Here is a 22,086-nt window from a genome sequence, read left to right as displayed (position 1 = left end):
TCCTCGCCGATCGCGTCATCGGACCTCGGGAAAAGAACCGGGTGCGGGTGGACCGGCGCGAGACCGTCGTAGCGGCTGGTCCACCCTGCTGAAAGCGCTGAGGCTTCGGCTGCCCTTGTCATTGCAGCCTATGTGCCATTTGCGGCGAATGGCGGGAACGCGTCGTTCCGCTGGTTAACGCTCCCGCCCTCGCGTGCCGGCTTGTAAAATCTGCCGACAGGTCAGAGCGGGCGCACCACCGCGGTCCGGTCGGCGAGCAGCGTGGCGACCGGCATCGCCTCGCCCTCCACGGTCACCGCCGCATCGCCCCAGCCGTCTGCCGGCACACGCAACGCCACCACGACGAGCAGGCGCGTGTCGCCCGCCACGCGCAGGAACGCGACGACCCGGTCCGCGCCCTCGCCCGAGACGGGCAGGGGGTGGTAGCTGCCATCGGCGAAGACGTCCGCATGATCCCGGCGCAGCGCCAGGATCTCGGCGAGCAGCGCCAGCTTGGGTTCGCCGCCGTCCGCCACGGCTCGCTCGCGCGCGTCATAGTCGACCGGGCGGCGATTGTCGGGATCGACCAGGCTATAGTCCGGCAGCTCCGTGCCCTGATAGGTGTCGGGCACGCCCGGCACGGTCAGCCGCAGCGCCAGTTGCGCGAGCATCGCCGCCTCGACCGCCGGGGCCGTTTCCTGATGGAAGACGGCAAGGTCGGCGAGGAAGGCCTTGCCCTGTGCCGGGTCCAGCAAGGCGGCGATCAGCGCCTTGGCCTTGCCCTCATAGTCCTCGGCGGGCGCTTCCCAAGAGGAGCGGAGCTTGGCCTCGCGCAGTGCCTTTTCCTGCCAGGCCGACAGCCGCTCGGCGAAATCGGCCAGGCCGTCCGCATCGTCGGCCCGCAAATCCTCCGGCCAGGCGCCATAGATCATCTGGAGCAGCATGTAGCGGTCGGCCGGATCGACGTCCGGGGCCAGCCGCTCGGCCTCCGCATCCCAACGCCCGACCGCCGCCAGCCAGCGATCGGGAATCTGGCTCAGCACCGCCAGCCGGGCGCGGACATCCTCGCCGCGCTTGTGATCGTGCGTCGCGGTGGCGAGCAGCGCGCGCGGCCAGTCGGCGGCGCGGGCCTGCATCCGGTCGTGGAACTCGGCCACGTCCCCGGCGAAGCGACTGGCGTCGAAGCCGACATCGTTGCGCGAGAGCAGCCGGCCATAGCGGTAGAAGGCGGTGTCCTCCACGCCCTTGGCGGCGACGGGGGCGGAAAGCTGCTGGAAGCGGCGCACCGCCTCGCGCGCCAGATCGGTGTCGCCCGGACCCTCGCCCGCCAACCAGGCCATGATCGCGTCGGTGACGAAATCCTCGCCCGGCGGGATCAGCGACTGCACCCGCCCGCGCGTCTCCGCCCGGATCGCGGCATCGGCCTCGGGCGCGGCATCACCTAGGCCATAGGTGCGATAGACCGGGAAGACCCAGAGCAGCCGCACGATCGCCCGGCGCAGCATCTCCGGCGTGATCGCCGCGCTTTGCGGATCGGACGCGGCAAGTGCGGCAAAGGCGCGGATACAGCCGTTGAGCTGCCCCTCGAACGCCCAGGCGAGCACGTCCTGGCGCGCCTGCAACTCTTCCGGCGGGAAGTCGGCGGCGCGGCCGCTGATCCGCGCCCAAGCCTCCGCCAGCGGGGCTTCGCCGGCCGGGTCGTGGAGCAGCAGGTTGACCTCCTCCATGAAGTCATAGCCGCTGGTGCCGTCGATGCCCCAGTCCGTGGCCAGCGGCTCGCCCGCGCCCAGGATCTTCTCGACCCAGATGATGGCGGGGGTGCCGTCCTCGCGTGGCATGGATTCGAAGCGGGCGCGCAGGCGGCGGCAATAGCCGGCCGGGTCGGTCAGTCCGTCGACATGGTCGATGCGGACGCCATCGATCAGCCCCTCCTGCCACAGGCGGAAATAGAGCGCATGGGTGCGTTCGAACACCGGCTCCTGCCCGATGCGGACGCCGGCCAGCTCGTTGACCGTGAAGAAGCGCCGCCAGTTGAGTTCGTCGTCCGCCGTGCGCCACCAGGCGAGTCGGTAATGCTGGCGGTCGAGCAGCTCGGCAAGCGCCTCGCCGGTCATCGTGCCGCCCTCCGCACCGATGCCGCGATCCTCGGGGCGCAGCGGGAAGCGATGCTCGCCATAGGCGACGATCTCGTCGCCCTCGACGGTGATCGCGCCCTGCTCCAGCGCCTGGGGTAGCGGGTCGCCGAGCACCGGCAGGACGATGGGACGGGAAAAGTCGATGTCGAACACCGTGGCGAAGTCGCTCGCCTCGCCCTTGGCCAGCACGTCGTTCCACCAGGCATTCTCGCCGCCCGCGACGCCCATATGGTTGGGAACGATGTCGATGATCACGCCCAGCCCATGCGCCCGCGCCGTGTCGACGAGCGCGCGATAGCCGTCCTCGCCGCCCAGCTCGGGATTGATCGCGGTCGGATCGACCACGTCATAGCCATGCGTCGAGCCCTTGGCGGCGGTGGTGATCGGCGACAGATAGAGGTGGCTGATGCCCAGCCGCTCCAGATAGGGGACGATCGCCTCCGCCGTCCGGAACGGGAAGTCCTTGTGCATCTGGAGGCGATAGGTGGCGCGAAGGGTCATGCGGTTCTCGCTTCGTTGAGGATCGCGACGTGCCGGGCGACCTCGGGCCGCTGGAGCAGCGCGTCGGTCGCGTCCGGCATCCGCCGTCGCCAATTGGGATGTTCGTCGGTGGTGCCGGGCAGGTTGGGCTGTTCGACCAGCCCGACCACATCCTCCAGCGGCAGGATGGCGATGGCGCTGGGTGTCCGGCCGATGAAGCCCAATGCGGCGTCGACCACGGCATCGGGGTCGGCGGCGGCGGGGGCCTCGCCCTCGACCAGACCGGCGGCCTGGAAGCTGCGCCACCAGCCGGCCCGCTCGCGGTCGCGGGTCGTGTCGGCATCGTCGGCCACGGCGCGGTCCAGCCTGCGATTCCAGGCGATGTCGTTGCCCTGCCACCAGCCGGCCATGGTCGGCAGGTCGTGGGTGCCGGTCATCGCGGCGGCCTGTGCGTCATAATCCTCGGGCGGGACCAGATCGTCGTCACGTGTCTCGAACGGCATCACCCGCATCCCGAAGATGCCGCGCGCCTCGGAGGCCGGGCGGAAGCCCTCGGGCACCGTGCCCAGATCCTCGCCGATCACCACCGCGCGGGCGGCATGGCTCTCGATCGCGAGGATGCGGAGCATGTCGGGCAGGGGATAGGACAGATACGCCCCCTCCTTCGACGTCTTGCCGTGCGGCACCACCCAGAGGCGGCACAGACCCATCGCATGGTCGATGCGGATGCCGCCCGCGCGCGTGCCGTCCCGGCCGAGCGCGGCGCGGACGGTGGCGATGAAGGGGGCGAACCCCTCGCGCCGCAGCGCCTGGGGCGCAAAGCCGGTGATGCCCCAATTCTGCCCCTCCGGCCCCAATATGTCGGGCGGCGCGCCGATCGACAGGCCGTTGATCAGATCGTCGCGCCGGCTCCAGGCATGGCTGCCGCCGCCGTCCATGCCGACCGCGAGATCGGCGATCAGGCCCAGCGCCATGCCGGCATCCTTCGCCGCCTTCTGCGCTTCGGCCAGTCCGCGATCCGCCAGCCACTGGCAGAACAGGTAGAAATCCACCTCCGCGGCATGGGCGCGGGCGAAGTCCGCGACCGCCTCGCCGGCTGGATCGTGATAGGCGCTTGGCCAATCCTGCCAGCCGCGTGCGCCCTGTCCGAAGAAATGCGTGTGCAGCGCATCGAACCGGGCGTGGCGGCGCAGTTCGTCGCCGCCATCCAGCGCAAATTGCGCCACCGCGTCGCGGATCGCGGGCGTCGCGGCGTCATAGGCGGCGCGCAGCGCGGCCATGCGGCGCGGGATCGCGGTCGCCCAATCGATCAGCTCGGGCGCGTCCTCCGCGGGCAGCGGATGCCCGACCAGGCCGGGATCGGCGTAGAAGATGTTGAGGAACAGCCGGCTCGACGGCGCATAGGGGCTGAACCGCGATGGATCGGCGGGGAACAGCGCGTGGATCGGGCTGATCGCCAGCGTCTCCGCGCCGGCCTGTCCGAAGGCGGCGGCGCTGTGCGCGAGGCTGCCGAAATCGCCGAAGCCGGTCGTCCGATGATCGCGCAGCGCCGGAATCTGCACCGCCGGACCCCAGAGCCGCCGGCCGGGCGCGGCATTCGCGACGCCGAAGCAGCGCGACGGCGCGACCGCGACCGTCATCTCGCCATCGTCCAGTTCCAGCCGGTGATAGCCGGTCTCGTCGATCGCGGGCAGCCTGCCGTCCACCGCGATCGTGCCGCCACCGGCGAGATGGAGCGTCCCGCGCGGCGTGAAGGGCAGGTCGGCGGCCGCCCCCCGATCGACCGAGACGAAGCCCGCGCGGTCGGCGCTTTGTTCGGCCGCGAGCCGCTCGCGCGACTCCGCGATGGCGGCGTCGCTGTCCGCCGCCAGGCCGAGCGCGCCCAGCACGTCGACCAGCGCGTCGTCGGACACGCGCTTGGCCTGGCCGCTGGCATCGGTCCAGTCGACCTGTAGTCCCGCCGCCTCGGCGAGTGCGCCGAGCCCGGTCATGCCAGCCAGACGCGGCACGAGGCGGGGGGAAGGCCGGTCGTATCGGCGGGCCCGGCCGCGAACAGCGGCGTATCGGTCGGCAGGTCGGCAGGCACCATCTCATCCCCCAGATTGATCGCGATCGTCAGGAGGCTGTCGTCCTTCATCCGCCAGCGCGCAACCACCGCCCCCTCGCCGATCGCCTCGGCGGACTCGCCCTGCGCACCGGCCAGCACCGGCACGATCCGCTCGGCGCGCAAGTGAAGCAGGCGGCGATAGAGATCGCGCCACGCCGCCGCATCCGGCCCGTCCTCCGGGCGCGAGGCGTCGAAGGTGGAGCGGGCATTGGGATCGGGAATGCTTTCGCGATCCGCTTCCGAATCGAAGCCGGGATGGCCCTTGAACTCGCGCCGCCGACCCTCGCGCACCGCATCGGCCAACTCGTCATGAAAGTCGGTGAAGAACAGATAGGGCGTCTCCGAACCCGTCGCGTCCCCCATGAACAGCAGCGGGATCTGCGGCGACAGCGCCCAGAGCACGGTCGCCGCCGCCAGCTTGGCCGGGTCGGCCAGCACCGTCAGCCGCTCGCCCAGCGCCCGGTTGCCGATCTGGTCGTGATTCTGGAGGAAGGAGACGAATCGCGTGGCGGGCAGATGGCCCGACGGCTTGCCGCGCGGCGCGCCGTCATGGTTGGGCGATCCCTCGCCCTGATAGATGAAGCCGTCGCGCAGGCACCGCGCCAGCCGCTCCGCCGGGCGTTCGGCGAAGTCGCGGTAATAGGCATGGTCCTCGCCGGTCAGCAGGACGTGCAGGACATTGTGGAAATCGTCGTTCCACTGCGCATCGTACCCGCCGGGCGCGAGCCGGTCGGCGTCGTTGCTTTCATTTTCCAGCACCAGATGCACCGGGCGGTCGACCGAGGCGCGCAACTCCGCCGCCATCGCGTCGAGAAACCCATTGTCGTTGATCGCATGGACCGCGTCGAAGCGCAGGCCGTCGATGCGGAACTCGCGCAGCCACATCAGCGCATTGTCGATGAAGAAGCGGCGCACCGGCGCCTTGTCCACCGCCACCGCGCCGCCCCAGGGCGTCTTCACCTCCGGATGGAAGAAGCCGGAGGCATATTCGCCCAGGTAATTCCCGTCCGGCCCGAAGTGATTATAGACCACGTCGAGGAAGACGCTGATCCCAAGCCCGTGCGCGTCGTCGACCAGCGCCCGCAACTGGTCCGGCGTGCCATAGCCCTCCGCCGGGGCATAGGGCAGCACGCCGTCATAGCCCCAGTTGCGCGTGCCGCCGAACGCGTTGACCGGCATCAACTCGATCGCGGTCACGCCCAGCTCCGCCAGCATCGGCAAGCGCTTGGCCACGCCGTCGAAGCCGCCGAGCAGGCCGGCATGGACCTCCTCGATCACCATCGCTTCCCAGGGCCGGCCGGCCCAGTCGTCGTGCCGCCAACGATAGGCGTCCGGGTCGACGACCAGGCTCCAGCCATTGACGCCGCCGTCCTGCGCCCGCGATGCGGGGTCGGGAACCGCCATGTCGCCGATCCGGAAGCGATAGCGTGCGCCCGCCGCGACCGGCGCGCTGGCCTCGAACCAGCCATCGCCCGCCGCCGTCATCGCCTGCGACCCCTGTCCGTCGATCTCGAGCGTCACCGCATCGCGATCGGGGGCCCAGAGGCGGAAGCGGGTGCCGTCCGCCGCGAGTGTCGGTCCCCAGTCGCTCATGCCGGGTCCGACTCCAGATCGGCCGCCGCGATCGTCCAGGCGACCAGCGCCGCGCCATGTGCGCCGAGCACATAATCCTGCTCGAATGCCGCGTCCTGCACGTCCGGATTGGTGCTGTCGACCAGCACGGTGCGCCGGGCATCCTCGGGCGGGGGCAGCTTGAAGCTGATCGGATCTTCCGAGCCGTTGAGCAGCAGCGACACCGCCTCGACATCGCCATTGTCCAGCTTGACCGCGCGGCGCATCACCAGGGCCCGGCCCTCCGGGTTGTTCCAGTCGTCGGCGGACAATTGCTCGCCACGCTCGTCCCACCATTCGATGTCGTTGACGCCCGCGCCCGGCGAATCCTGGCCATAGAGGAATACGGGCGCCCGCAGCACCGAATAGCGGCGGCGCAGCTCGGTCAGGCGCGCGGTGAAGGCGAACAGCGCCTTGCCCTCGGGCGTCTCCGCCCGCTTCCAGTCGAGCCAGCTGATCGCATCGTCCTGGCAATAGGCATTGTTGTTGCCGCCCTGGGTGCGACCGAACTCGTCGCCCGCGACCAGCATCGGCGTGCCGAGCGAGGCGAACAGCGTGGTCAGCATCGACCGCTGCACGGTGGCGCGGGTCGCCTTGATGCCCTCATCGTCGGTCTCGCCCTCCGCGCCCCAATTGCGCGAATAGTTCTCGCTATGGCCGTCGCGATTGTCCTCCTTGTTCGCCTCATTGTGGCGCTGCTCGTAAGCGACCGTGTCGTAGAGCGTAAAGCCGTCATGCGCCGCGAGCAGATTGACGCTGGCCCAGGGCCGCCGCGCACGCCGGTCGAACAGGTCGGCCGAGCCGGACAGACGCGCCGCCAGGTCGCCGCGCTGCGACGGGTCGCCGCGCCAGAACTTGCGCACCGTGTCGCGATACTTGTCGTTCCATTCGGCGAAGCCCGGCGGGAAATTGCCGAGCTGGTAGCCGCCGGGGCCGATGTCCCAGGGCTCGGTCGACAGCTTCAGCCGGCCCAGGATCGGGTCCTGGCGCAACACGTCGAAAAAGGCGTGGCCGGGATCGAAGCCCGTTTCCGTCCGCCCCAGCGTCAGCCCCAGGTCGAAGCGGAAGCCGTCGATGCCGAAGCTGGTCGCCCAATAGCGCAGCGAGTCGGCGATCATCTGGATGACCCGCGCCTTGTCGGTGTTGATCGTGTTGCCGGTGCCGGTGTCGTTGATCGCATAGCGCGGCTGATCCTTGACCAGCCGGTAATAGGTGGCGTTGTCCAGCCCGCGCCACGACAGGGTCGGACCCTTTTCCGATCCCTCGCACGTGTGGTTGTAGACCACGTCCAAGATCACCTCGATCCCCGCCGCGTGCAGCTTGCGCACCGCGCGGCGCAATTCGTCATGGCTGTCGCCGGCGAAATAGCGCTGCTCGGGCGCGAAGAAGGAGAGGGTGTTGTAGCCCCAATAGTTGCTCAGGCCCTTTTCGGTCAGGAACCGATCCTGGGTGAAGGCGTGGATCGGCATCAGCTCCAGCGCGGTGACGCCCAGCCGGCGCAGATGGTCGATCACCTTGGGGTGGCCGAGCGCCGCATAAGTGCCGCGCTCGCGCGGGGGGACCAGTTCGAACAGCTTGGTCAGCCCCTTCACATGCGCCTCATAGACCACCGTGTCCGCCCAGGGGGTGTTGGGGCGGCGGTCCTGCGACCAGTCGAAATGATCGTCGACCACCACGCCCTTGGGCATGGCGGGCGCGCTGTCGCGCTTGTCGAAGGACAGGTCCTCCTTCTTCGAGCGGACCTGATAGCCGTGCAGCGCGTCGGTCCATTTGATGCTGCCGTGCAGGCGGCGGGCATAGGGATCGAGCAGCAGCTTGTTGGGGTTGAAGCGGTGCCCCGCCTCCGGATCATAGGGGCCATAGGCGCGGTAACCGTAGCGCAGTCCCGGTCCGGCATCGGGCAGATAGCCGTGCCACACTTCGTCGGTGCATTCGAGCAGGGGATAGCGTTTCAACTCGCGCTTGCCCTGGTCGTCGAACAGGCAGAGCTCGATCCCCTCCGCATTGGCGGAGAAGACCGCGAAGTTGATGCCGCCCTCCACGCAGGTCGCACCGAGCGGATAGGGCGAGCCGGCTTCGAGCCGGTCGGGCAGTGACATCAAGGCGGACCCCTAGATTGCGATGAACGGCCTGTGAATGCCCGCCTCAAAGGGATGTTCCGTGACGTCCGCCGCATCGCGGCAATCGATTGATCAAAAGCAATCGGGTTTCGGCCGGATCGGCTCGGATCAGCGCGTCACCCGGCTGGCGAATCGCACCATGTCGGCAAGCACGGGCGCCCGGCCGCGCAGGGGCCGGGCGATGGCGGTGAGGATGCCGACATGGCCGAGCTTCGCATAGCGCCGCCGCTCGACCGTAACGCCCAGGCTCGTCAGCCGCTCGGCCAGCCGGTCGCTGTTGCGCGGGCGGACCAGCGTGTCGTCGTCACCGGTCGCGAGCAGCGCCGGCAGCGTGTCGGCGATGGCGACCAGCAGTGGCTGGGTGGCGCGAAGATCGGGCGTGCCGCCGAACGCGGCCTCGGTCACCGGCTGATCGAGCGGCAGGAAGTCATAGGGGCCGGCCAGGCCGATCCAGCCGCGCACGGCCCGGCGATCCGCGCCCAGCCATTGCGGGTCGACCGCCAGCATCGCCGCGCCATAGGCCCCCGCCGAATGGCCGGCGAGCACCAGCCGGTCGGGGTCGCCGTGCAGCGTGGCGGCATGAACCCGGACCCAGCGGACGGCGGCGGCATGGTCGCGCAGGAAGTCGGGGAAGCGGACCTCGGGCACCAGCCGGTAATCGGGGATGGCGACGACGAATCCCTGCGCCGCCAGCGCCCGGCCGACAAAGGCATAGCCCTGCTTCGTGCCGCTGTTCCACGATCCGCCATAGAAGAAGACGATGATCGGATAGCGGCCGGGGGCCTTGGGCGCATAGATGTCGATCGTGCCGCGCGGACCCGGGGCGAAGGCGGCGTCATGGACCAGGCGGACGGTGCCGCCATCCTTGGGCGTCAGGCCGTTGAACAGCAGCAGCGGCGAACAGGCGGCGCTCGCCAACGCCAGCATCGCGCCCAGTGCGCCGCGCCGGCCGAGCCTTCGCATCAGCGCCGGCCGGGGCGTGGGATCACTCCTTCCAGGCCCAGTAGAGCTGGGCGGGGGGGACGTTCCACCATTCCATGTCATGGTCGATCGACGACCAGTGCGGGATCAGGAAGTCCTTCACCTTGGGGCTGAACTGATAGACCAGGAATGCGCCGTCGATCCGCAGCGCGCGGTGAGTCGCGGCGGCGATCGCCGGGCCGACGCCGGGCGGCAGGGTGGAGAAGGGCAGGCCCGACAGGATATAATCGGCATGGGCGAAGCCGCGCTCGGCGATGATCCGCTCGACATCCGCCGCGGATCCCTCGACCGCGACGAAGCGGCTGTCGGTGATGGTGGCATCCAGATAGCGGATGAAGTCCGCATTGGTGTCGATCGCGATCAGCGTCGCGTCGGGGGCCATCCGCTCCAGGATCGGGCGGCAGAAGGTGCCGACGCCGGGACCGTATTCGACGAACAGCTTGCAATTCTGCCAGTCGACCGGCGCCAGCATCTTGCGGATCAGCTTGTCGGACGAGGGGATGATCGACCCGACCATCACCGGGTGCTTCAGGAATCCCTGGAAGAACATCTGCGCCGGGGATGGAATCCCGGCGGGACGGCGCGCGCGGCGAGCGGCTGAAGACGAACTGGCCATCTGAATCCTGTCGATCGTGGTCCCCACACGAACGGCGAGGCAGCCCCTCCGTCGCACAAGTCCCGAACGAGTTGCAAGCCATAGGGTTGCAACCTGCGGTTAGCCGAGGGGGGATGGGGGCGTTGCCGCTCCACAATGTTGTGCGTCTTCCCGTTCCCGCGCCGGCAATCGCCTTACCGATGCGCATTTCGAACATTCCCGTGCGATGGGGATCGGTTCTACAGCCGGCACGATCGGAGGAGCGGAAGCATGACGGATCGGACCGGGCAATATGCGGTCATCTTCCTGTCGCAGCGGGTGGATGCGGACGAGGACGGCTATGCCGCGGCGGCGGCGGCGATGGGCGTGCTCGCCGCGGCGCAGCCGGGCTATCGCGGCGTCGACAGTGCGCGGGGGGCGGACGGGTTCGGCATCACGGTGAGCTGGTGGGCCGACGCCGAATCGGCGCGGGCGTGGCGCGAGCATCCCGAACACGCCGCGATCCGCGCACGCGGCCGCGCCGAATGGTATGAGCGCCACGCCGTCGCGGCGGGGGTGATCGAGCGCGCCTATGGCTGGACACGCGCATGAACCCGGTGGCGACGCGGCGCGACCGCGACTTCCTGCTGATGTTCACGGTGATGCTGACCATCGCCGCCGGCAACACCGCGCTGCAATCGGTGCTGCCGGCGCTGGGCCGGTCGCTGGGGGTGAAGGATTCGGCCGTCGCGCTGGCCTTTTTCGTATCGGCCTTGCTGTGGGTGATCGCCGCGCCGCTCTGGGCCAACCGGTCGGGCCGACATGGTCACCGCGCGATGATCCTGCTGGGGCTGGGCGGCTATGTGCTGTCGCTGCTGCTGTGCGGCACGTTCCTGGCGGCGGGGATCAACGGGCTGGTCGGTGGCGCCACCGCCTTCGCGCTCTTCGTGGTCGGGCGGATGCTCTATGGCGGGCTGGGCTCGGCCGCGCCGCCCGCCGTGCAGGCGCTGGTCGCCGGCCACACCACGCGCGAGGAGCGGACGCGCGCGCTGACCCTGCTCGCCTCCGCCTTCGGGCTCGGCACCATTCTGGGGCCGGCGATCGCGCCCTATCTGCTGCTGGGCCATGTCGGGGGCTATGAGATCGGGCTGGCCGGCCCCGCCTTCCTGTTCGCGCTGTTCGGTGCGCTGGTCTGGGCGACGGTGCGCGCGCTGCTGCCCGACGACCGGCCCGTTCCCGGCGAGGCGGCGGGCGCGTCCTCCGCCTATCCCTCGATCGGCAGCGCGCCGACCGGGGCCAGCGTCCGCGCCGCGACCGAGAGCCATGTCGAGCGCGTCGGCTATGCCGACCCACGCATCCGCATCTGGATGGTGGTCGGGCTGGTCGCCGGCCATGCGCAGGCGATGGTCAGCCAGGCGATCGGCTTCCTGGTCATCGACCGGCTCCATGTCGCGCCCGCCGCCGCGCTGGAGCCGACCGGGCTGGTGCTGATGATGGGCGCGGGTGCTGCGCTGCTGGTGCAATGGGGGCTGATCCCGCTGCTCAACCTGTCGCCGCGCCGGCTGGTGCTGGTGGGGTCGGCGCTGGCGGCGGCGGGGTGCGCGCTGACTGGCCTCGCGCCGTCGCTCTACGGCATCGCGCTGGCCTATGCGCTGGCCAGCCTCGGCTTCGGCTTCACCCGGCCGGGCTTCACCGCCGGCGCGTCGCTGGCCGTCGGGTCGGCGGCGCAGGGGTCGGTGGCGGGCAAGGTCACGAGCATCAACGGCGCCAGCTTCGTGCTCGGCCCCTCGATCGGCATCGCGCTCTACGAGGCGTGGCGGCCCTTGCCCTATCTGGTCGCGGGTGGGGCGCTGGCGCTGCTGGTGATCGGCTTGCTGCTCCGCCGCCGCTGATATGAAAAGGGGCGCCGCCGGTGATCCGGCGACGCCCCTGTTTCGCGATCCGCAATCGATCAGGCGGTGCGCGCCTTGACGATCTTGCCCGGCTCGCGCGGCGGCTCGCCCTTGGGCAGCGCGTCGATCAGCTCCATGCCGTCGGTCACCACGCCCCAGACGGTGTACTGGCCGTCGAGGAAGCGCGCATCGTCGAAGCAGATGAAGAACTGCGAATTGGCCGAGTTCGGATCGTTGGTCCGCGCCATCGAGCAAACGCCGCGGACATGCGGCTCCTTCGAGAATTCCTGGCGCAGGTTGGGCTTGTCCGAACCGTGCATTCCGGTGCCGGTCGGATCGCCGCCCTGCGCCATGAAGCCGGGAATGACGCGGTGGAACACGACGCCGTCGTAAAAGCCCTCGTCCGCCAGTTCGGCGATGCGCTTCACATGCTCCGGCGCGAGATCGGGGCGCAGCGTGATGGTGACGTCGCCGCCGTCCAGCGTCAGGATCAGCGTCTCGGGGGTATCGGCCATGGGTAAGCTCCAGATTTGAAGCGTGGCAGATAGGGACGCCTGTCCCCGCTGGCAAATGCCGGCGCTGGAAAAGCGGGGTGGGGCAGGATAGGGCACGCCGACGTCGCTTGCGCGGCATTGCACCACCAGCCGGATCAGGGAGCCCCAGCGATGAGCGAAACCGAGCTTCCCGAGATCGAACCCGATACCGAGCTGGACGAGGACGACCGGCTGCGCCCCGAATTCGTCAGCGCCGTGCTGGACGCGGTGGCGCAGGGGCAGGTCGACGAGGCGCGCGCGCTGGTCGAGCCGCTCCACCCCGCCGACATCGCCGACCTGTTCGAGCTGACCCCGCACGAGGATCGCGCGTCGCTGGCGCACGCGGTCTCCGACCTGCTCGACGCGGACGTGTTCGCCGAGATGAACGATTATGTCCGCGAGGACCTGATCGACGCGCTCGAACCGCATGAGGTCGCCGATCTCGCCGCCGAGCTCGACACCGACGACGCCGTCGCGATCATCGAGGATCTGGACGAGGACGACCAGCGCGCGGTGCTGCGCGCGCTCGACCCGGACGACCGCGCCGCGATCGAGGAGGCGCTGTCCTACCCCGAGGAATCCGCCGGCCGCCTGATGCAGCGCGACCTGGTCGCGGTGCCGGAGCATTGGACGGTGGGCGACGTGCTCACCTATCTGCGCGGGCAGGAGGACCTGACCACCGACTTCTGGGAGGTGTTCGTCGTCGATCCCGGCCACCATCCGGTCGGCACCTGCGCGCTGTCGTGGATCCTGCGCACGCCGCGCTGGGTGCCGGTCGCCGATGTGATGCAGCGCGAACAGACGCTGATCGAGGTCGACATGGACCAGGAGGAGGTGGCGCTCCGCTTCCAGAAATACGCGCTGATCTCCGCTGCGGTGGTGGATGGCGAGGGGCGGCTGGTCGGCATGATCACCGTCGACGACGTCGTCCACATCATCCAGCAGGAGGCCGGCGAGGATGTGCTGCGCCTGTCGGGCGCGGGCGAGGGCGACATCAACGAGCCGATCCGGCTGACGGTGCGCACGCGGCTGTTCTGGCTGGTCGTCAATCTGGGCACGGCGATGCTCGCCGCCTCGGTCGTCGGGCTGTTCCAGGGCGAGATCGCCAAGTTCGCCCTGCTCGCGGTGCTGATGCCGATCGTGTCGGGCATGGGCGGCAATGCCGGCACGCAGACGCTGGCGGTGGTGGTGCGCGCGCTGGCGACCAACCAGCTCACCTCGTCCAACTCGGTGCGGATGGTGACGCGCGAGCTGACCATCTCGATCTGCAACGGCGTGTCGCTGGCGGTGCTGATCGGGCTCGGCACCTTCCTGATCTTCGGCAATCGCGACCTGTCGCTGGTGATCGGGATGGCGATGATCATCAACAACCTGATCGCGGGGCTCGGCGGCGTGCTGGTGCCGGTGACGCTGGACCGGATGAACATCGATCCCGCCGTATCCTCGGCGGTGTTCGTCACCACCATGACCGATGTCGGCGGATTCCTGTCGTTTCTGGGGCTTGCCACCTTGTGGGGGCTGGGCGGCTGACCCACATCGCGCCCTCATGCTGCACCTGACCAAAGTGGCGTTCGGCGCGACCAGCGTCGAGCAACTGGCCGACCGGATCGCCATCCGCCGCGCGGAGGGCGGGCTGGTGCTGACCACCCGCTACCTGCCCAAGCGGCACGAGGAGGTGGTGGACCATCCGGACAGTTCGCTGTTCTGGATCGTCAAGCACCAGCTGGTCGCCCGCTCGCCGATCCTGCGCTTCGGCGAGGCGGAGGGCGGCCGGGTCGCGATCCATCTGCAACCCGAACTGGTGCTGGTCCAGGCACGGCCGAAGCGCGCGCACCAGGGCTGGCGCTATCTGGAACAGGCCGACGCGCCCGCCGATCTGGGCGGGGGCGATGCCAGCGGCCTGACCGCGCTGCCCCCGGCGCTGATGGGCAAGCTGTCGGAGCTGGCGCTGATCTGAGCGGACGATCAGCGGTCCGCCGGCTCGCGTTCCACGATCCAGTCATGGTCGACCACCACGATCGATCGGACCGGCCGGCCATCGAGATCGCGGGACGGATCGTAGCGGAAGCGCTTCTCGATCAGCCGGCAGGTGGTCGCGTCGAGCAGGGCGTTGCCGCTGCTATGCGTGACGCGGCAGCCGGTGACGCGGCCGTCGACCTCGACATAATAGCGCACCGACACGGTGCCGCCGGACCCCGCCTCCGCCGCCTGGTCGGGATAGTCCGAATCCTTCAGCCGGCCGCGAATCAGGCGGGGCGGCGTCTCGTCGTCGCCATAGCCGTCCCCGTCGCCCGAACCGCCGCTGCCCGTGCCGTTGCCGATGCCGCCCGCGCCGCTGCCGGGGCCGGGACGCTCGGCCGCGCCCGCGCTGGGGTCCGCGCCCCTTCCCGCGACCGGCGCGGCGACGACCGGCACCAGGGGCGGCAGGATGATCGGCGGCGGCGCCACGATCGGTGTCGCCTGTGATCGAAGATTGGGCGGGGCCGCCGCGCCGCGCGGGCGGTGGGTGGCGACCTTCTTCGGCACGACGGGCACGCGGTCGGGCGGTGGCGGGGGGACGTCGAAGGTGGCGATGGCCGGATCGGACGGAGCGGGATTGGTCCAGGCCAGCCCCGCGACCAGGGCATAGCCGATCAGCGCCACCACCGCCGCCGTGGGCAGCGCGGCGCGCAGGCGTTCGGCCGGGGTCGGCGGGGCGAGCGGCATTGTCCCTAGCTGGGATGCGCCGGGGGGCATGCCAAGAGGGCGTGCATGACGATGACGCTTGGCTGCATCGCAGCAATCGCTATTGAGGCACCATGCTCAATCTGAATGGCATCACCGTGCGCCTGGGCGGCCGCACGATCATCGACGGCGCGTCCGCGGCGCTGCCGCCCGGCAGCCGGGTCGGCCTGATCGGCCGTAATGGCGCAGGCAAGTCGACGCTGGTGCGCGTGATCGCCGGGATGCTCGAACCCGATGACGGCGCGGCGGAGATGCCCAAGGGCAGCCGGCTGGGCTATATCGCGCAGGAGGCCCCGGACGGCGAGGCGACGCCGTTCGACACGGTGCTGGCCGCCGATGTCGAGCGCGCCGCGCTGATGATCCGCAGCGAGACCGAGGAAGACCCGGACAAGCTGGGCGACATCTACGAGCGGCTGATCGCGATCGACGCCTATACCGCGCCCGCCCGCGCCGCCAGCATCCTGCAGGGATTGGGCTTCGACGAGGCGATGCAGGCGCGCCCGCTCAAGAGCTTCTCGGGCGGGTGGAAGATGCGGGTGGCGCTCGCCGCCCTACTCTTCTCCGCACCCGACGTGCTGCTGCTCGACGAACCCTCGAACCATCTCGACCTGGAAGCGGTGATGTGGCTGGAGGATTTCCTCCAATCCTATCGCGCCACCATCCTGCTGGTCAGCCATGAGCGCGACTTCCTGAACAATGTCGTCGACCATATCCTGCACCTGCAGGGCGGCAAGGTGACGCTCTATCCCGGCGGCTACGATTCGTTCGAGCGGCAGCGCGCCGAGCGGATGGCGCAGCTCGCCGCCGCCAAGGCGAACCAGGAGGCGCAGCGCGCCAAGCTGCAGGATTACATCGCCCGCAACTCGGCCCGCGCCTCGACCGCGAAGCAGGCGCAGAGCCGGCAGAAGATGTTGTCGAAGCTGCAACCCATCGCCGAAATGGCGAACGACCCGACCCTGTCCTTCGGCTTCCCCGATCCGGACGCGCTGCGCCCGCCGCTGATCACGCTCGACATGGCGAGCGTCGGCTATGCCGAGACGCCGATCCTGAAGCGGCTGAACCTGCGCATCGACCCGGATGACCGCATCGCCCTGCTGGGCCGCAACGGCAACGGCAAGACGACGCTGGCGCGGCTGCTGGCGGCGCAGCTGGCCCCAATGGACGGCGACATGGGATCGTCGGGCAAGATGCGCGTCGGCTATTTCACCCAATATCAGGTCGAGGAACTCGACGCCGACGACACGCCGCTCGAACATATGACGCGGATCATGCGCGGCGCGACCCCGGCGGCGGTGCGCGCGCAGCTCGGCCGGTTCGGCTTTTCGGGCGACAAGGCGACGACCAAGGTCGGCCGGCTGTCGGGCGGCGAACGCGCGCGGCTGGCGCTGGCGCTGATCACGCGCGAGGCGCCGCACCTGCTGATCCTCGACGAGCCGACCAACCACCTGGACGTCGACGCGCGCGAGGCGCTGGTCCAGGCGCTCAACGCCTATACCGGCGCGGTGGTGCTGGTCAGCCACGACCGCCACATGCTGGAGATGACGGCGGACCGTCTGGTGCTGGTCGATGACGGCACCGCGCGCGAGTTCGACGGCACGCTGGACGACTATATCGCCTTCGTCCTGAAGGGCGATTCGGGGCAGGGCGACGGCCAGTCCAAGGCGGAGCGCAAGGCGGCGAAGAAGACGGCCCTGGCCCGCGACGCCGAGAAGGCGCTGCGCAAGGAGGCGCGCGACGCCGAGGCGGAAACCGCGCGCTGGTCGGCCGAGGTCGCCAAGCTGGACGCGGCGATGGCCGATCCGAAGCGGGCGGAGCCGGCACTGGCCAAATTGTCGATGACCGAGCTGATGAAGCGCCGCGCCGACGCGGCGGCGAAGCTGGAGACGGCGGAGGCGCGCTGGCTGGAGGCGAGCGAGGGGCTGGAAACGGCCTGATCCATGAAGCCTTCCCCGCCGGGGGGAGGGGGCCATCGGCCGATAGTGCAGGGGTGGCGCGGGCACGGGGCGGCGCCACCCCTGCTCCCGGTCAGGGCTTCATCGCCTCGATCAGCTTCTTGATCTCCTGGCTGCGGCCGCGCGGCAGGATCAGCACGTCATTGCCGCTCGCCACCACGACGAGGTCGCTGACGCCGACCGCCGCGATCCGCACGCCGTCGGAGCGCAGCAGGCAATTGTTGGTGTCGAGCGCGATCACCTCGCCCCGGTGGCTGTTGCCTTCGCCGTCGCGGTCGCTGATCGCGTGCAGCGCGTCCCAGCTGCCGACGTCCGACCAGCCCATCGCGACCGGGACCACCGCCACGCGATCGGCCTTTTCCATCACCGCATAGTCGATCGAATCGGCGGGCGACGCCCCGAAGGCCTCGGCGTCGGGCAGGATCCGCTTGCCGTCCCGCGTGGCCGCATCCATCGCCTGCTGGGCGCAGCGCAGCATCTCCGGCGCATGGCTGGCCAGCGCGCTCAGGAAGATGTCGGCGCGGAACAGGAAGATGCCGCCGTTCCAGGCATGGCCGCCGGCGGCCAGCATCGCCTCCGCCCGGTCGCGCGGCGGCTTCTCGACGAAACGGGCGACGCGGTGGACGCCGGCGGCGATCTCCTCGCCGGTCTGGATCCAGCCATAGCCGGTTTCCGGTGCATCGGGCTCGATGCCGAAGGTGACCAGCCAGCCGTCATTGACCAGCGGCAACGCCACCGCGATCGCGGCGTGGAAGGCGTCGACATCGGCGATGACATGGTCGGACGGCATGACCAGCAGCGCATCGTCCGGCTTGGGGGCGGCGAGCGCGGCGAGCGCGATGGCGGGCGCGGTGTTGCGCGCCAACGGTTCCAGGATCACCGCCTCCGCCGCGATGCCGGCGGCGTCGAGTTGCGTCTCGACCATGTCCACATGGCTGGCATTGGCGACCACGATCGGCGCACCGAACCGCTCGCCCTGCACGCGACGTGCGGTCAGTTGCAGCATGGTGTCGTCGGCGGTCAGCGGCAGGAATTGCTTGGGGCGTTCCGGACGGGACATCGGCCAGAGTCGGGTTCCCGAACCTCCCGACAGGATCACTGGTACGATCGTTCCACCGGTCATGCTTCCTCCTGTTTCCGCGCGTCATAAAGGACGCTCGGGGTGAGCGCCATTCAGGGTTTCTTGGTAAATTATTGCCAGAATGGTGCCATGTCGGAATCGGGCACCAACGCCAGAACGGAACGGGCGGCGGGACGATCCATCGTTACGGTAATAAACCCTATTATTACAGGATTTTCACGTTGAAATCCGTCGACCATGGGCGGACCGGCTGAGGTGGACGTCACGCTGATCCTGTGGGGCCATGCGCTGGCCGCGCTGCTGTTCGGCACGCTCGCCCTCACGGAGGCGCGGGGGGCGGGGGGTCGCCCGCCGCGCCATATCCTGGTCGCCGCCCTCGCCGTCACCAGCCTGTGGGCGTTGATCGTGGCGGGGATCGGCGCCGGCGACCCCATCGTCCATCTGCTGCTCGGCGCGCGCAACCTGGCGTGGCTGGGCTGGCTCATCGTGCTGATCCGCCACTCCACCACGCGCGAGGGGATCAGCCGGGCGCTGGCGGCGCTGTGCATGGTCGTGGCGCTGGTCACGCTGCTGACGGTCGGACTGGCGATCGGGCAGGGGATCGCTGCGCCGACCAGCGTGCCGACGGCGCTGGCGGCGGCGATGGAGCAGACCCGGCTGGCGCTGGTGATGATGGCGGCGCTGGGATCGCTGGTGCTGGTCCAGCATCTGGCGGGCGCGCAGGGGCGGGCGCAAGGCGGCCTGCGGCTGGCGCTGGCGGCGCTGGGGGTGATGTGGGGGCTGGACCTGCTGCTGACGGCGGTCACCTATGTCGAGGGCTGGGTCCCGGCGCTGGCCGCGCTGCGCGGCTTCGCCATGGCGGCGGTCGCGGGATTGCTGGCGGCGGCGGGCAGCCGGGCGGACGATGCCGCCGCGCCGGCCCTGTCGCGCACCGCCGCGATGCGCTCGCTGGCGAGCGTGGCGGTGCTGATCTATGCCGCGACGACCGCATTGGTCGCGCATCTGGCGGCGGCGATCGGCGGCAGCCATGGCCGCATCTACGAAACGGCGGTGGTGTTCGGCGCGGCGGCGGCGCTGCTCGCGCTCGCCTCGACCCCCTGGCTGCGCGCCTGGACTCGGGTGAAGGTCGCCAAGCATCTGTTCCGCCACCGCTATGACTATCGCACCGAATGGCAGCGCTTCACCGCGACGCTGGGCGATCCGGGGCCCGGCGGCGATCCGCTGGGCGTGCGCATCGTGCGGGCGGTCGCCGACCTGACCGATTCCCCCGCGGGGCTGCTGCTGGCGATGGCGGAGGACGAGCGGATGATCCCGGCGGCGGCGTGGAACTGCGACCCGCAGGACCCGGACCCCGCCGACCTGGCCTTCGCCCGGCATCTCGCCACCGGCCGGATCGTCGCGCTGGATGTGATCCGTGCCGATGCCGGGGGTGCGGAGGCGGCCTGCATCCCGGCGGCGCTGCTGGCCGATCCGATGGCCTGGGTGGTGGTGCCGCTGCTGCATGGCGAGCGGCTGGCCGGCGCGATCGTGCTGGCGCGGCCGCCGGTGGATCGGGCGCTGGACTGGGAGGATCTCGACCTGCTCCGCGTCGTCGGGCGGCAGGCGGCCAGCTATCTGGCGGAGGACCGCGCCCATGCCGCGCTGGCCGATGCCGCGCGGTTCGAGGAGTTCAACCGCCGCTTCGCCTTCCTGCTCCACGACATCAAGAATGTCGCCAGCCAGGTGACGCTGGTCGCGCGCAATGCCGAACGCCATGCCGACAATGCCGAATTCCGCGCCGACATGGTCGCGACATTGCGCGAATCGGGCGCGCGGATGACGGCGCTGCTCGCCCGGCTGGGCCAGCATGACGCGTCGCGCCCCGAACCGCTTCGCGCCGTCGATGCCGCCGCCCTGGTCGCGCGCGCCGCCGCGATGCGCCGGGCGCAGCATCCCGTCGAGGTCGAGATCCTGCCCGGCGAACCGATCCATGTGATGGCGGCGCCGGGGCGGTTGGCGCAGGTGCTCGACCATCTGATCCAGAATGCGGTCGAGGCGAGCGATCGGGGCGTGCCGGTCCGCCTGCGCGTCGAGGTCGGCGACGGGGCGGTGGCGATCGAGGTGATCGACCGGGGCGGTGGCATGAGCCCCGGCTTCGTGCGCGACCAGCTGTTCCGGCCGTTCGTCTCGACCAAGCCGAACGGATTCGGGATCGGCGCCTATGAGGCACGGGAATTGGTGAGGGCGATGGACGGCAGGCTGGACGTATCGAGCCGCGAGGGCGAGGGCACCCGCTTCCGCATCCTGTTGGCGGCGGCGGCGATGCTGGATGCGGCGGCGTGAGCCGGCCGGTCCTGTTGGTCGTCGAGGACGACGCCGCGCTCGCGCGCCAGTTGCGCTGGGCCTATGAGGCCTATGAGGTGGTGGTGGCGGGCGACCGGGCCGCCGCGCTCGACGCGCTGCGCCTGCACGAGCCGGCGGTGGTGACGCTCGACCTGGGGCTGCCGCCCGATCCAGACGGCACCAGCGAGGGGTTCGCGACGCTTCGCGACATGCTGGCGGCCGCACCGGCCACCAAGGTGATCGTGGCGTCCGGGCATGGCGAACGCGCCAGCGCGCTCCAGGCGATCGGCGACGGGGCCTGGGACTTCTACTCCAAGCCGATCGATATCGATGCGCTGGGCCTGATCGTCGCGCGCGCCTTCCACGTCCATGCGCTGGAGGCGGAGAACCGTCGGCTGGCGGCGCGCGCCGCGCCCAGCGGCTTTGGCGGGCTGCTCTATGCCTCGCCCGAGATGACCCAGGTCGCGCGCCAGCTCCAGCGCGTCGCCCCCGCCAATGTCTCGGTGATGCTGCTGGGGGCGAGCGGGACGGGCAAGGAGCTGCTGGCGCGCGGCGTCCACGACGCGTCGCCGCGCGCCCAGGGGCGGTTCGTCGCGATCAACTGCGCCGCCATTCCGGAGACGCTGCTGGAGGCCGAACTGTTCGGCCATGAAAAGGGCGCGTTCACCGGCGCGGTCAAGACGACCGAGGGCAAGATCGAGCAGGCGGCGGGCGGCACGCTGTTCCTGGACGAGATCGGCGACGTGCCGCTGGCCTTGCAGGTCAAGCTGCTGCGCTTCCTCCAGGAACGGGTGATCGAGCGGATCGGCGGGCGCAAGGCGATCCCGGTCGACACGCGCATCGTCTGCGCGACGCATCAGGATGTCGATGCGATGGTCGCGGACGGGCGGTTCCGCGAGGATCTCTACTACCGGCTGGCGGAGATCGTGGTGCGCATCCCGGCGCTGGCGGCGCGGACCGGCGATGCCGGGCTGATCGCGCGGCACTTCGTCCAGCATTATGCGCGCACGCTCAACCCCGCCGTCACCGGCCTCGCCGCCGATGCGCGCGCGGCGGTGGACGCCTGGGGCTGGCCGGGCAATGTCCGCGAGTTGGAGAACCGGGTGAAGCGCGCGGTCATCATGGCGGAGGGCAAGCTGGTGACCGCCGCCGATCTCGACCTGGGCGAAGCGGGTGCGGACCTCAACCTGCGCACCGCGCGCGAGGCCGCCGACCGGCGCGCGATCGGCCGGGCGCTGGCCCAGGCCGACGGCAATGTCTCCGCCGCCGCGCGATTGCTGGGGATCAGCCGGCCGACGCTCTACGACCTGCTCAAGGCCTATGACTTGCAGGGGTGAGGGGGGCTGGAGCGGGATGACATCGGGTTAACCCAAGCCGTCATTGCGAGCGCAGCAAAGCAATCCAGAGCGTCACGCGCGCGGCTGTGGATTGCTTCGCTACGCTCGCAATGACGATCCCAAGTCCAGATCATATCATTGGATTCTGAGGCGCAATTTTTCTGGCAGGGGATCGTCGCGAACTCGCCCGGCTAGTGCGTGACCCGGCCGTGGTCCTGCGGAGGCAGGAGCCCAGAGCCAAGCCAGACATCGTGTTCT

Annotated in this window: 16 protein-coding genes; 7 read left to right on the top strand and 9 right to left on the bottom strand. The window is 70.1% G+C overall.

Going from position 1 to position 22,086, the window contains the following annotated elements:
• Positions 1 to 221: 221 nt before the first annotated feature.
• The 6 genes from treY to BRX43_RS10015 all read right to left on the bottom strand — a co-directional run bounded on the left by treY (position 222) and on the right by BRX43_RS10015 (position 10,029).
• Positions 222 to 2,615: a malto-oligosyltrehalose synthase gene (gene treY, locus BRX43_RS10040; RefSeq protein ID WP_125994723.1), complete on the bottom strand. Its 2,394-nt coding sequence runs from the start codon at positions 2,613 to 2,615 to the stop codon at positions 222 to 224.
• Positions 2,612 to 4,603, bottom strand: a complete 1,992-nt coding sequence (gene malQ / locus BRX43_RS10035) for a 4-alpha-glucanotransferase (RefSeq protein ID WP_241214889.1) — start codon at positions 4,601 to 4,603, stop codon at positions 2,612 to 2,614. The genes treY and malQ overlap by 4 nt, the downstream gene beginning before the upstream one ends.
• A complete protein-coding gene (gene treZ / locus BRX43_RS10030; protein ID WP_125994721.1) occupies positions 4,582 to 6,294 on the bottom strand; it encodes a malto-oligosyltrehalose trehalohydrolase in 1,713 nt (570 codons plus the stop codon). Before treZ ends, malQ begins: the two co-directional genes overlap by 22 nt.
• Positions 6,291 to 8,411, bottom strand: a complete 2,121-nt coding sequence (glgX, locus tag BRX43_RS10025; RefSeq protein WP_125994720.1) for a glycogen debranching protein GlgX — start codon at positions 8,409 to 8,411, stop codon at positions 6,291 to 6,293. The genes treZ and glgX overlap by 4 nt, the downstream gene beginning before the upstream one ends.
• A gap of 129 nt (positions 8,412 to 8,540) precedes the next feature.
• Positions 8,541 to 9,395, bottom strand: coding sequence for an alpha/beta hydrolase (locus tag BRX43_RS10020; RefSeq protein ID WP_125994719.1), 855 nt, complete (start codon positions 9,393 to 9,395; stop codon positions 8,541 to 8,543).
• Between the two features lie 22 nt (positions 9,396 to 9,417).
• The gene (locus tag BRX43_RS10015) at positions 9,418 to 10,029 is read right to left on the bottom strand and encodes a methyltransferase (protein ID WP_125994718.1); all 612 of its coding nucleotides are present in this window, start codon (positions 10,027 to 10,029) and stop codon (positions 9,418 to 9,420) included.
• Positions 10,030 to 10,278: 249 nt separating this feature from the next.
• On the opposite strand from BRX43_RS10015, the gene BRX43_RS10010 reads away from it, so the two are divergent.
• Together BRX43_RS10010 and BRX43_RS10005 are read left to right on the top strand one after the other, a co-directional pair.
• A complete protein-coding gene (locus BRX43_RS10010; RefSeq protein WP_125994717.1) occupies positions 10,279 to 10,599 on the top strand; it encodes an antibiotic biosynthesis monooxygenase in 321 nt (106 codons plus the stop codon).
• Positions 10,596 to 11,879, top strand: coding sequence for an MFS transporter (locus BRX43_RS10005; protein WP_125994716.1), 1,284 nt, complete (start codon positions 10,596 to 10,598; stop codon positions 11,877 to 11,879). The genes BRX43_RS10010 and BRX43_RS10005 overlap by 4 nt, the downstream gene beginning before the upstream one ends.
• A gap of 59 nt (positions 11,880 to 11,938) precedes the next feature.
• Here BRX43_RS10005 and BRX43_RS10000 read toward each other — a convergent pair whose 3' ends face one another.
• Entirely contained in the window at positions 11,939 to 12,394 is a 456-nt protein-coding gene (locus BRX43_RS10000; RefSeq protein WP_125994715.1) for a peptidylprolyl isomerase, read from the bottom strand.
• A 150-nt stretch (positions 12,395 to 12,544) separates the two neighbouring features.
• On the opposite strand from BRX43_RS10000, the gene mgtE reads away from it, so the two are divergent.
• Both mgtE and BRX43_RS09990 read left to right on the top strand, forming a co-directional pair.
• Positions 12,545 to 13,942 carry a magnesium transporter gene (gene mgtE, locus BRX43_RS09995; protein WP_125994714.1) on the top strand — a complete coding sequence of 466 codons (1,398 nt, stop codon included), beginning with the start codon at positions 12,545 to 12,547 and terminating at the stop codon, positions 13,940 to 13,942.
• A gap of 16 nt (positions 13,943 to 13,958) precedes the next feature.
• Entirely contained in the window at positions 13,959 to 14,369 is a 411-nt protein-coding gene (locus BRX43_RS09990; RefSeq protein ID WP_125994713.1) for a DUF1489 domain-containing protein, read from the top strand.
• An 8-nt stretch (positions 14,370 to 14,377) separates the two neighbouring features.
• Here BRX43_RS09990 and BRX43_RS09985 read toward each other — a convergent pair whose 3' ends face one another.
• Positions 14,378 to 15,118, bottom strand: a complete 741-nt coding sequence (locus BRX43_RS09985) for an energy transducer TonB (protein ID WP_125994712.1) — start codon at positions 15,116 to 15,118, stop codon at positions 14,378 to 14,380.
• 92 nt (positions 15,119 to 15,210) lie between these two features.
• Here BRX43_RS09985 and BRX43_RS09980 point away from each other — a divergent pair, with 92 nt between their 5' ends.
• Entirely contained in the window at positions 15,211 to 17,070 is a 1,860-nt protein-coding gene (locus tag BRX43_RS09980; RefSeq protein ID WP_125994711.1) for an ABC-F family ATP-binding cassette domain-containing protein, read from the top strand.
• Positions 17,071 to 17,161: 91 nt separating this feature from the next.
• Here the strand turns inward: BRX43_RS09980 and BRX43_RS09975 are convergent, their stop codons facing one another.
• Positions 17,162 to 18,211 carry a mannose-1-phosphate guanylyltransferase/mannose-6-phosphate isomerase gene (locus BRX43_RS09975; protein WP_125994710.1) on the bottom strand — a complete coding sequence of 350 codons (1,050 nt, stop codon included), beginning with the start codon at positions 18,209 to 18,211 and terminating at the stop codon, positions 17,162 to 17,164.
• 195 nt (positions 18,212 to 18,406) lie between these two features.
• On the opposite strand from BRX43_RS09975, the gene prsK reads away from it, so the two are divergent.
• A complete protein-coding gene (gene prsK, locus BRX43_RS09970) occupies positions 18,407 to 20,491 on the top strand; it encodes an XrtA/PEP-CTERM system histidine kinase PrsK (RefSeq protein WP_125994709.1) in 2,085 nt (694 codons plus the stop codon).
• Positions 20,488 to 21,828: a PEP-CTERM-box response regulator transcription factor gene (gene prsR, locus BRX43_RS09965; RefSeq protein WP_125994708.1), complete on the top strand. Its 1,341-nt coding sequence runs from the start codon at positions 20,488 to 20,490 to the stop codon at positions 21,826 to 21,828. Before prsK ends, prsR begins: the two co-directional genes overlap by 4 nt.
• The last annotated feature ends 258 nt before the right edge of the window (positions 21,829 to 22,086 follow it).

Origin of the sequence: Sphingomonas sp. S-NIH.Pt15_0812, assembly GCF_003951315.1 — a bacterium.
Lineage (GTDB): Bacteria > Pseudomonadota > Alphaproteobacteria > Sphingomonadales > Sphingomonadaceae > Sphingomonas.
Note: the sequence above shows the minus strand (reverse complement) of the source record. Positions and strands in the feature narration are given on the sequence as shown.